We start from the raw sequence: 229 nt of genomic DNA on the forward strand, positions 1-229 counted from the left end.
GTTGCCCGCTGGGTCAAAATGGTAACGTTCAGTTTGCTTTGAGCTTTGCGCTTGTATTAAGCGACCAATCGCATCGTATTGATAACTAAGTATGCCTTTTTGACTATCTTGAACTTGAGTCAACAAGTAGTTGGCATTATAAGTGTATTGGCGTTGTGCCTGATGTTGTGTTCTATTGGCTGTTTCTTGTTCTACATATATGCGCTGTGCAATCAGTAATCCAACGTCG

General features: G+C 41.5%; 1 protein-coding gene. It reads right to left on the reverse strand.

Features of this window, described 5'->3' with window-relative positions; all coding sequences use genetic code 11:
• Window positions 1-229, reverse strand: a 229-nt coding sequence (locus AC1M86_RS14820) for a hypothetical protein (protein WP_481608262.1), incomplete at both ends; no start/stop codon positions are given.

It is taken from the genome of Acinetobacter sp. ANC_7654 (assembly GCF_056779855.1).